10 protein-coding genes and 2 riboswitches are annotated in these 10,224 nt (G+C 69.8%); of the genes, 2 read left to right on the plus strand and 8 right to left on the minus strand.

What is annotated here, in order from left to right; genetic code table 11:
• From gcvT to OOT08_RS04310, 3 genes are all read right to left on the minus strand, one after another.
• Positions 1-983, minus strand: a 983-nt coding sequence (gcvT, locus tag OOT08_RS04300) for a glycine cleavage system aminomethyltransferase GcvT (RefSeq protein WP_325091334.1), incomplete at its 3' end; no start/stop codon positions are given.
• A gap of 48 nt (positions 984-1,031) precedes the next feature.
• Positions 1,032-1,128: riboswitch (glycine riboswitch) on the minus strand.
• Positions 1,129-1,216, minus strand: a riboswitch (glycine riboswitch). It abuts the riboswitch before it with no gap.
• Positions 1,217-1,316: 100 nt separating this feature from the next.
• Entirely contained in the window at positions 1,317-1,916 is a 600-nt protein-coding gene (locus tag OOT08_RS04305; protein ID WP_325091335.1) for a hypothetical protein, read from the minus strand.
• A gap of 52 nt (positions 1,917-1,968) precedes the next feature.
• On the minus strand, positions 1,969-2,895 hold the full coding sequence (locus OOT08_RS04310; protein WP_325091336.1) for a homocysteine S-methyltransferase family protein: 927 nt from the start codon (positions 2,893-2,895) through the stop codon (positions 1,969-1,971).
• 167 nt (positions 2,896-3,062) lie between these two features.
• Between OOT08_RS04310 and OOT08_RS04315 the strand changes: the two genes are divergently transcribed.
• The gene (locus OOT08_RS04315) at positions 3,063-5,114 is read left to right on the plus strand and encodes a M3 family metallopeptidase (RefSeq protein WP_325091337.1); all 2,052 of its coding nucleotides are present in this window, start codon (positions 3,063-3,065) and stop codon (positions 5,112-5,114) included.
• Positions 5,115-5,178: 64 nt separating this feature from the next.
• Here the strand turns inward: OOT08_RS04315 and smpB are convergent, their stop codons facing one another.
• The 4 genes from smpB to prfB all read right to left on the minus strand — a co-directional run bounded on the left by smpB (position 5,179) and on the right by prfB (position 9,064).
• Entirely contained in the window at positions 5,179-5,655 is a 477-nt protein-coding gene (smpB, locus tag OOT08_RS04320) for an SsrA-binding protein SmpB (RefSeq protein WP_325091338.1), read from the minus strand.
• Between the two features lie 103 nt (positions 5,656-5,758).
• The gene (gene ftsX, locus OOT08_RS04325) at positions 5,759-6,673 is read right to left on the minus strand and encodes a permease-like cell division protein FtsX (RefSeq protein ID WP_325091339.1); all 915 of its coding nucleotides are present in this window, start codon (positions 6,671-6,673) and stop codon (positions 5,759-5,761) included.
• A complete protein-coding gene (gene ftsE, locus OOT08_RS04330) occupies positions 6,670-7,833 on the minus strand; it encodes a cell division ATP-binding protein FtsE (RefSeq protein ID WP_325091340.1) in 1,164 nt (387 codons plus the stop codon). Before ftsE ends, ftsX begins: the two co-directional genes overlap by 4 nt.
• Before the next feature lie 124 nt (positions 7,834-7,957).
• Entirely contained in the window at positions 7,958-9,064 is a 1,107-nt protein-coding gene (gene prfB / locus OOT08_RS04335) for a peptide chain release factor 2 (protein ID WP_325091341.1), read from the minus strand.
• Between the two features lie 106 nt (positions 9,065-9,170).
• Here prfB and OOT08_RS04340 point away from each other — a divergent pair, with 106 nt between their 5' ends.
• Entirely contained in the window at positions 9,171-9,854 is a 684-nt protein-coding gene (locus tag OOT08_RS04340) for a VOC family protein (protein ID WP_325091342.1), read from the plus strand.
• Between the two features lie 25 nt (positions 9,855-9,879).
• Here OOT08_RS04340 and OOT08_RS04345 read toward each other — a convergent pair.
• Positions 9,880-10,224 (minus strand): hypothetical protein (locus tag OOT08_RS04345; RefSeq protein WP_325091343.1); only part of this gene is annotated, 345 nt, incomplete at its 5' end.

Consider the following 10,224-nt stretch of genomic DNA (forward strand, 5'->3'; position numbering starts at 1 on the left):
ACCCCGCTCGTGACGACGCCGATTGGCTCGGCGTTCTCGGGATCGCCGGGGGCGAAGAGCGCAGCGCCCGCGCGTGCGGCCCGGCGGCCCTCCGCGCGCAGGCCGACGAGGATCCGGCGATCCGGGTGCTCGCCCGCCTCGGTGGCGGCGCGGCCGACGAAGTCGCCGGCCTTGCCGAGGACGACGATCTTCGCCATGCCGAGCTGGGCGGGCACGATCTCCGCGCTCAGCTCGTGCCCGTAGAGCGGCATCCCCGCTTCGAGGCGCAGGGTGTCGCGCGCGGCCAGCCCGGCCGGCACCACGGTCCCCGCGCCGAGGGCGTCCCCGGCCGCCAGGATGGCCGTCCAGAAGGACACGGCCTCAGCGCCCGGCAGGTACACCTCCACGCCGTCCTCGCCGGTGTAGCCGGTGCGCGCGATGAGCACCGGGGTGCCCGCGTAGCTCGCGGGGGTGGCCCGGTAGTAGCCAAGCTCGGCGAATGGGGTCTCTGGCTCCAGTTCGGCGAGGGTGCTCAGCACCTCGACGGCGCGGGGACCCTGCACCGCGATGAGGGCGGTCTCCGCCGATTCGTCGGCGACGTCGACCGCGAAGCCCTCGGCCCTGGCCGTCAGCTCGGCGAGCACGACGTCGTGGTTGCCGGCGTTGGCGACCACGAGGAAAGCGTCCTCGGCGAGGCGGTACACGACGAGATCGTCGAGGACGGTGCCCCGCTCGGAGAGCAGCATCGAGTACTTCGCCTGCCCAATCGTGGTGGCCGAGAGTCGCCCGCAGAGGGCGTAGTCGAGCATCGCCGCGGCCTCGGTGCCGCTGACGCGAATCTCGGCCATGTGCGAGATGTCGAAGATCCCGGCGCTCCGGCGCACCGCGTGGTGCTCGTCGAGATCGCTCGCGTAGCGAACCGGCATCTGCCAGCCCGCGAAGTCGGTAAAGGTGGCGCCGGCGGCCTCGTGCACCGCGTGCAGGGGACTCACTCGTTCCGTCACAGGAGTTCTCCGATCAGATGACCGGGTCCGGCTGGGCGCCGAACCGCGAACTCCCCCTCTGTCATCGATGCCTGAGAGTTTCACGCGCTCGAGAGCGTGCTTTCACCTTGGGCGGGAACGGTTGCGTTCCGCTTTTCAGAGTGGCCTGGCTACCGCGGTACGTTGACCTGAGAGATTAGCGGGGAGGCTTGCTCCTTCGGTGTCGCACGAGGCGACTCTCCCGCGGCGGCTGAGACGGCCGAGTATTCGATTGTGTCGCCAGCCTAGCGGATCCGGGCGGCCGGCGGCGTTCGCGTTTCCGATGGGGCGGGCGGGGACGAGAGGCCCGGGCGGTTACACCGGCTTGATCGAACGCATCGCCGCGTCGGTCAGCCCCCAGAGCTGGTCGTAGAGCTTCTTGTCGGCGGAGCACGCGGCGGGCTTGAGCAGGGTGTAGTGCTGTCCCCCGGCGGCGTAGCTCCCCGGCACGGCCTGATCCACCCGGGCGAACCCCCATCCGGTCCGGGACGCACTGCACGAGTCCGGCAGCTCCTGGGCCAGCGGGAACTCGAACAACAGCTCCTCCCCGGAGGGGATCGACCAGCGGGTGTACCCGAGCTGGGTCGACAGGTCCAGCGACACGCCCCAGGGGGCGATGACGGTGTTGCCCGTTGGGCCGACCTCGACCTTGGGCACTTCCGTGCTTTCCTCGGTGGGCTTCTCGCTCTCCTCGGGGTCGGGGGTCTCGGCGGGCTTGGGGGTCTCGCTCGTCTCGGGGGCCGGAGACTGGGTCTGCCCGGCGCCGAGTTCGCTCTCGACCTGATCCGCCGCCTTCACGAGGGTCACGAACACCATCGCGGTGATGATCGCGATGACGGAAACGGTTGCCGTGATCAGCCAGGGCAACATGCGCTGGTTGCGGGCGGCGGTTTCGTCATTCTGATAATCAGTCACGCGTCTACTCTAGCGACCGACGCCGTGATCGCCGGAAGCCCCCGGGGTTTGTTCAGCTCCGGGGTGTGCCCGCCCGGGAGCGCTCGACGGCCGCGAAGCGCGCTGCGGTGCTCCGAGCGTGCCGGGAATCGGTGCCGCAGCACCCGCCAATGATCCGCACCTCGGGCAGCTGAGCCGTCAGGTCGAGCACCCGCCGGGAGAACTCCTCCGGGGTATCGGCCGCGTCCTCCTCGGCGTCGGCTCGTGCGGCGTTCAGGCGCAGGGCGCCGATGCGATGCAGGACCGCCTCGCCGCCCAGCCCCCGGCGCACCTCGTCCGGGTGCGCACAGTTCAGTTGGTAGCAGAGCGGCCCCGCCTCGGTTGCCGCGTCCACGGCCGCAATGGCCTGGGCGATGCTGGCCCCGTCCTCCAGCAGGCCCGCCGCGTTCACGCTGAACGAGACGACGACCGGGATTCTGGCGTCGCGGGCGGCGAGGGCCACACCCGTCGCCTCGGCAACATCAAACATGGTGGTCCCGACGAGGTGGTCGGCCCCGGCCGCGGCGAGCGAGAGAGCCTGCGGCGCGTGGTAGCGCCGCGCCTCTGCGGCGGTCATCCGCTCCCAGGCCACGTAGTCGTCAACGCGCGGTCCGATGACCCCGGCGACGGTCAGCGGGACCCCGGGGGCGTGCTCCAGGGCGAGCGCACGCACGAAGGCGACGGCGTCCTGGTTCGTCTCGTCGAGGTCGGCGGCGCTGACCCCGAGCAGCGCGCCCCAGTCGCGCGACGCCCGCCAGGTCGGGGTGTCCAGCACGAGCGGCGTGCCAAACTCGGCGGCGACGTCGAGATAGCCGCGAAAGTAGTCCGCGAGGGCGTTTCGGCCCTCGACCGTGTCCAGGAGGACGAAACTGGCTTCCTCGGGCAGGTCCTGGCCGAGACGCCCGATCAGATCGGTTTCGATTCCCCCGTCGGCGAGCGAAAATCCCTGCTGTTGCGTCATGGCTCGATCCTAGGGCATCTCTGCCGACGGGGCCCGAACGATCCCACCCGGCCGGGGCTCGCGTCGGCGGGCGGCGGTCCGGGGTCGCCACTGGGCGAGCGCTCACGGCCGGCCGTGCGCGGCGGCGAGGCCTTCCTCCCGGGCGGTCGCCCCGTTAGGCTCTGGGCATGAACTCCGCCCCGCTGAATCCGCTCCTGGTCCCCTCGACGCTGCCCTACGGGCTTCCCGACTACGCGAGCATCCGGGCCGAGCACTATCTGCCCGCGTTCCAGGCGGCCTTCGCCGAGCAGCTGGCGGAGGTAGCCGCGATCACCCGCGTGCGCTCGATGCCGACCTTCGAGAACACGATGCTGCCCCTGGAACGCTCGGGGGCCCTGCTCGAACGGGTGGCCCACGCCTTTTACACGGTGAGCGCCGCCGATGCCACCCCGGAAATCCAGGCGATCGACGAGGAGCTTGCCCCGCTCATGTCGGCGCACGGGGACGCGATCCAGCTCGACGGCGCCCTGTTCTGGCGCGTCAGCACGCTGCATGACCAGCGGGAGCAGCTGGGCCTCGATCCGGAGTCCCAGTACCTGGTGGAGCGCACCTTCCGCGTGATGAGCCTCGCGGGCGCCGGTCTCGACGACGAGGCGAAGGCCCGGCTCACCGAGCTCAACACCCGGCTCTCCACCCTGTCGACGACCTTCGAGTCGAACCTCCTCGCCGACACGAACGACCTCGCCGTTCACTTCGACTCCGCCGAGGAGCTCGACGGGCTCGCGCCGGGTGAGCTGTCCGCGGCCGCCCGCGCCGCCGAGGAGCGCGGCTCTGGCGGGTTCCTCGTGACCCTGCCGCTGTTTACCGGCCACCCCTACCTGGCCTCGCTGCGCCGCCGGGAGAGCCGTCGACGCCTCATGGACGCGTCCCGGTCCCGGGCCTCCCGCGGGAACGCCAACGACAACGGGGCAGTGCTCCGCGAGATCGTCACGCTCCGCGCCGAGCGGGCCGCCCTGCTCGGCTTCGAATCGCACGCCGCCGCGGTGGCCGCCGACGAGACCGCGGGCACCCCGGAGCGCGTCACCGAGCTGCTGCGCCGCCTCGCAGGCCCGGCCGCGCGCAACGCCCGCGCCGAGCAGGAGGTCCGGCAAGCGATCATCGACGAGACTGAGCCGGAGCCGTACGCGCTTGAGGCGCACGACTGGGCCTACGCGACGGAGCGGGTGCGGCAGGCCCGCTACAACCTCGATTCAGCCGCCCTCCGGCCCTGGTTCGAGGCCGAGCGCGTGCTCCAGGACGGCGTCTTTTTCGCCGCCAGCGCGCTCTTCGGGATTTCCTTTGCCGAGCGCGACGACCTCACCGCCTATCACCCGGACGCGCGAGTCTTCGAGGTCAGCGAGGCCGATGGCTCGCCCGTTGGGCTGTTCGTGCTCGACCTCTATACCCGGGACGCGAAGCGCGGCGGGGCCTGGATGAACCACCTGGTCAGCCAGTCCGAGCTCCGGGGCGGGCTCCCGGTCGTGGTCAATAACCTCAACGTTGCCCGGCCCGGAGCCGGGGAGCCCACGCTGCTCACCCTCGACGAGGTGAACACCCTCTTCCACGAGTTCGGTCACGCGCTGCACGGCCTCTTCGCGCGGGTCACGTACCCGAGCTTCTCCGGCACGAACGTCTTCCGCGACTTCGTGGAGTTCCCCAGCCAGGTGAACGAGATGTGGATCCTCTGGCCGGAGGTCCTGGAGTCCTACGCCCGGCACATCGACTCGGGCGAGCCGCTCGACCCCGCGATCGTGGAGCGTCTGCGGGCCACGGAGACGTTCGATCAGGGACACGCGACGAGCGAGTACCTGGCGGCCGCGTGGCTCGACCAGGCCTGGCACGGGATCGCCCCGGACGCCGCGGTGGGCGACACTGTCGCCTTTGAGGCGCAGGCGCTCGCCGAGATCGGGCTGGACAACCCGGCCGTGCCCACGCGGTATTCCTCCGCCTACTTTGCGCACGTCTTCTCCAGCGGCTACAGCGCCGGGTACTACTCCTACATCTGGAGCGAGGTGCTCGACGCGGACACGGTGGAGTGGTTCGGCGAACACGGCGGGCTGACCCGCGAGAACGGGGACCGCTTCCGGTCACGCCTGCTCGGCGTCGGCGGCTCGCGTGACCCGCTGGACGCCTACCGGGACTTCCGCGGCCGGGACGCCGAGATCGCCCCGCTGCTCGCCCGGCGCGGACTCGACGGCTAACGCGAAAGCGCCCCGCCGGAGATCTGGTCTCCAGCGGGGCGCTTTCAGTGTGCTTGCGGTGTGTTTATTCGCCGAGGCGCTTGCGGCTCGCGATGGCGCGATCGGCCTCGCGCTGGTCCTGGCGCTCACGGAGCGTCTGCCGCTTGTCGTATTCCTTCTTGCCCTTGGCCAGGGCGATCTCGACCTTGGCCCGGCCGTCGAGGAAGTAGATCTGCAGCGGCACGATCGTGTACCCGCCCTCGCGGGTCTTCATGTAGAGCTTGTCGATCTGCTGGCGGTGCAGCAGCAGCTTGCGCTTGCGCCGGGGCGCGTGGTTTGTCCACGAACCGTTCAGGTACTCGGGGATGTACGCGGCGTCGAGCCAGGCCTCGCCACGCTCGATGAACACGTAGCCGTCGGTCAGCGAGGCGCGCCCCATCCGGAGCGACTTTACCTCGCTCCCCGTGAGCATCATGCCCGCCTCAAGGGTGTCGATGATGAGGTAATCGTGCCGCGCCTTTTTGTTCGACGCTACGACCTTCTTGCCGGTTTCTTTTGGCATCGTCGCACCTCCGGGGGCGGGAAACTCGGGGCCGGAGATCTTCCGGCACCCCGCAATCGTAGCGGAACGCGGGCCGCGGGCGCTAAGCGCCGTGCGAGGCCGCTTAGACGCGCAGGTAGCGCGTGATCGCGACCTTCGCGGCGAGGGCAGACAGCAGCACCGCAACCCCGATGAGGATCGGCGGCACCATGAGCGCCTGCGGCACCGTGATGTAGCTCGTGAAGGGCACATTCTCGACGAGGAAGCCCTGCACGAAGAACTTCACGATCGCGATCGTCGCCCCGCTGGCGAGCACCGCCCCGATGAGCGCGGCGATCACGCCCTCGAGGATGAACGGGGTCTGGATGAACCGGTTCGAGGCACCCACGAGGCGCATGATGCCGATCTCTCGTCGCCTGGAGTAGGCCGAGAGTCGGATCGTGGTCGAGATGAGCAGCACGGCGGCCACGAGCATGAGTCCGGCCACCGCGAGCGCCGTGTAGCTCGCCGTGTTCAGGATCAGGAAGATCCGATCGAGCAGGCTGCGCTGATCGGACACCGACTGCACCCCGGGCACCCCGGAGAAGGTCTCCGTGATGATGTCGGACTGCGAGGGGTCGCTGAGCTTGAGCCAGAACGTCTGGTTCAGCTGCTCGGGCTTCGCGTAGTCCGCGACCGGGTTGCCCTTGAACTGCTCCTGGAAGTTCGCGTATGCCTGCTCGTGGTCCTCGAAGAAGAACTCGTCGATGTAGGAATCGAGGGGCTCCGCCTCGAGGGCCTCGCGCACCGCCTGAATTTGTTCCTCGTTCGCGTCCGTGCCGGAGCAGGTTTCGCTCTTGTCGAAGTCGGTGCAGAGGTACACGGCGACCTGCGCGCGGTCGTACCAGAAGTTTTTCATCTGGCCGATCTGCAGCTGCAGGAGGATCGCGGAGCCGACGAAGGTCAGCGAGACGAAGGTCACCAGGATGACCGAGATCACCACGGAGATATTGCGGCGCAGGCCGTTCCAGACCTCACCGAGGACGAGTCCTACTCTCATCGAACCGGCCCCACATCCGTCTGCTCATCGTCAAGTCGTTGGTGATCGCGGCTGAGCCCGAGGGACTCCGCGAGACTGCCCGTTTCGGACAGGGCGAGCGGATCCGCTCGGTCCGGGGAGCCGGGCGGAGCGGGCTTCGTGAGCGGCGCGTCCGCCGCGGCGTCTTCCGCGGTCGCCGCGGCAGAATCGGCGTCGCCCGCGGCGGGCTCCGATTCGGCGGGGGCGCCCTCGGCGGGCTCCGGGGCCGCGTCCGCACGCGCCGGGGTCGGCGCGACGGGCGTCGGCTCGGGCCGGGCACCGATGCGCTGCAGGGACTGCGTGATCGGCTCGGCCGTGCTCTCGCCGAGGCGGGGGCCGGCCGGGGTCTCGTCGTCCTCGTCCTCGCGCGGGGCGAGGGCCGCGGCGATGATTTCCTCGCTCGGGCGCAGGGGCGGGGCGATCTGGGTCGCCATGTCCACCGTGACGGGGATGGACGCGGTCGCGCCGTAGCCACCCTCCAGCTCGTCACGGACGATGACGCCCTGGGACAGCTCCACCACGCGCTGCTGCATCACGTCGACGAAGCCGGCCTCGTGCGTGGCCATGACCACGGTCGTCCCGGCGTTCTTGATCGCCTGGAGCAGCTGCATGATGCCGAGGCTCGTGTTCGGGTCGAGGTTTCCGGTCGGCTCATCGGCGAGCAGGATCGATGGCTTGTTCACGATGGCGCGGGCGATGGCGACGCGCTGCTGTTCTCCGCCGGAGAGCTCGTGCGGGAAGCGCTTGCCCTTGCCGCCGAGGCCAACCATTTCGAGGGTGTCGGGCACGGCCTCCTGGATAAACCCGCGGGACTTGCCGATCACCTGGAGCGAGAAGGCAACGTTGTCGTACACCGTCTTGTTGGTGAGCAGTCGGAAGTCCTGAAACACCACGCCGAGGTTGCGCCGGAAGTAGGGCACCTTCCGGGACGAGATCGTGCTCAGGTTATGCCCGAGGACGTGGATGCTGCCGCTCGTGGGCTGCTCCTCGCGCAGGATCAGTTGCAGGCAACTGCTCTTGCCGGAGCCGGAGGCCCCGACGATAAAGACAAATTCCCCGCGCTCGATGCGCAGGTTGATCCGGTCGAGCGCAGGCTTCTGCGTTCCCCGGTACTGTTTCGTAACCTCGTCGAACCAAATCATGACATCCCAACCCTAAACACGCGTCCCGCTTTCCCCGCTCCGACTCGCGGGAGAGCCGGAACCTCCGCCCGGGCTGAGCTCGCTCCGCTTCAGGCCACACCCGGGGAGAGTTGGGAGCCCCGCCCTAGTCGTTCGGCAGCGCGCGCCAGCGGATGCCCGCCGCGATGAAGCCGTCGATATCGCCGTCGAAGACGTTTTGGGGGTTGTTGACCTCGAAGTCGGTGCGGAGGTCCTTGACCATCTGGTAGGGCGCGAGCACGTAGCTGCGCATCTGGTCGCCCCAGCTCGCCGTGATATTTCCGGCGAGCTCCTTCTTCTTCGCAGCGTCCTGCTCGCGCTGCAGGATGAGCAGTCGGGACTGGAGCACGCGGAGCGCGGCCGCCCGGTTCTGGATCTGGCTCTTCTCGTTCTGCATCGAGACGACCGTTCCCGTGGGCAGGTGGGTGATCCGAACGGCGGAGTCGGTCGTGTTCACGGACTGGCCGCCGGGGCCCGAGGAGCGGTAGACATCAACGCGGATGTCGTTCTCGGGGATGTCAATAACTTCGGTCTCGGGCATCAGCGGGATCACCTCGACCGCGGCGAAGCTCGTCTGGCGCTTCCCCGCGGAGTTGAAGGGGCTCATTCGCACCAGGCGGTGCGTCCCGGCCTCGACCGAGAGCGTCCCGAAGGCGTAGGGGGCGTCGAATTGCAGGGTGGTGGACTTGATGCCCGCCTCCTCCGCGTAGCTCGTCTCCAGCACGGTGACCGTGTACTTGTGCTTTTCGCCCCAGCGCAGGTACATCCGCTGGAGCATTTCGGCGAAGTCCGCCGCGTCCACGCCGCCCGCGCCCGCGCGGATGGTCATGACCGCGGGGTTGTTGTCGTACTCTCCGCCGAGGAGCGTCTGCACCTCAAGGGTCGCCACGACCGCCTCGATGGCGGCGAGCTCGGCGGTCGCCTCGACCGCGCTGTCCTCGTCGCCCTCGTCCTCGGCCAGCTCGATGAGCACGTCGAGGTCATCGAGCCGGTTCTCCACCGTCCGGATCCGGCCGAGCTGAGCCTGAGTGTGGCTCAGGCTGCTCGTCACCCGCTGCGCGGCCTCGGGGTTGTCCCAGAGGTCCGGAGCGGCGGCCTGCTCCTCAAGCTCGGCGATCTCCCGTTCGAGCTTGGGGACATCGAGCACCGTTGCGATGTCCTGGAAGGTCGCGCGGACGCTGCGAATGCGGGAGCTGAGATCGAGTTCTACCATGATTCCCCCACTCTACCGGCAGGCTCCGGCCCGGGCGCGACTCCCCCGGATGACGCCGGGGGACCCCGCGCTCGACAAGACGAGGCCGGTGCCGGAGCATGGAGGGATGACGCGCCCCACCCACCCCAGCTTTCCGTCCACCCTCGATCACGTGGTGATCGCCGGTCGTTCCCTCTCGGCGGTGGTCGCCCGGGTGGCTGAATTGACCGGGGTCACGGCCCAGCCCGGCGGCCGACACGACACCGGCACGGAGAACGCGCTCATCCGGCTCACCGTGCCGGGCGAGCCCGATCTGCGCTCCCTCGAACTGATCGGGCCGCGCTCCGACCGGACGGCTCCGGCTGACCGGGACGCCTTCGGGGTGAAGACTCGGGCCGAGATCGGCATCGCCACGTTCTGCGTGCGCCCCGATTCGCTCGCCGAGCACGCCGACCTGCTGCGCGAGGCCGGGATCGAGCCCGAGCCGGAGATCGGGATGAGCCGCAAAACCCCGGACGGCACACTGCTGAGCTGGCGGCTGCTGCCCTCCCCGGAGGGCGTCCCAACCCGCGTGGAGCCCTTCGCCATCGACTGGCTGGCAAGCGCCCACCCGGCGGGCACGACGGAGCCGGCGCTCCGCCTGCTTGGCCTGTGGGGCACGCACCCGCGGGCGGCGGAGCTGGCGGGGCAGCTGGACGCGGCAGACATCGAGCTCGAGGTGCTGCCCGGGGGAGCGCCGGGGCTGTCCCTGCTCGTTGGCACCCCGCTCGGGGAGGTCCTGCTCGACGACGCAGCCCTCGCGGGTCGCTGAGACACGGCCCCGGGCAGCGCCGGGCCTAGCGGCTGAGGATCGCGAGCGCCTCCTGCTTGCCGATCGCGGAGTGATTCAGGCTGAGCCCGGTGCGCTGCGGCACCTCGGCGGCCTCGGGGATCGGCAGCCACTGCCGCACGAAGGCGGCCAGGGCGGCGTTCCTGGCCCGGCTCTCGGCCGTCGGCGTGAAGCCGGAGACCTGCACGTCCACCGCGCCCGTGGGAAACTGGAAACTGAGCAGCTGCGCGGTGCCCGGGAAGGTCCGAGTGGCCGCGACCAGGGCGCGCAGCTCGGCCGCGGGGTAGGCGACGCCGCGCGCGAGCAGCACCCCCCGGTCAAAGTCGAGGCTCAGCCGTCTTCGCGTCTGCGT

The sequence above is a fragment of the Leucobacter sp. M11 genome, from assembly GCF_035726885.1.
In the GTDB taxonomy this organism is placed as follows: Bacteria; Actinomycetota; Actinomycetes; order Actinomycetales; family Microbacteriaceae; genus JAPFRB01.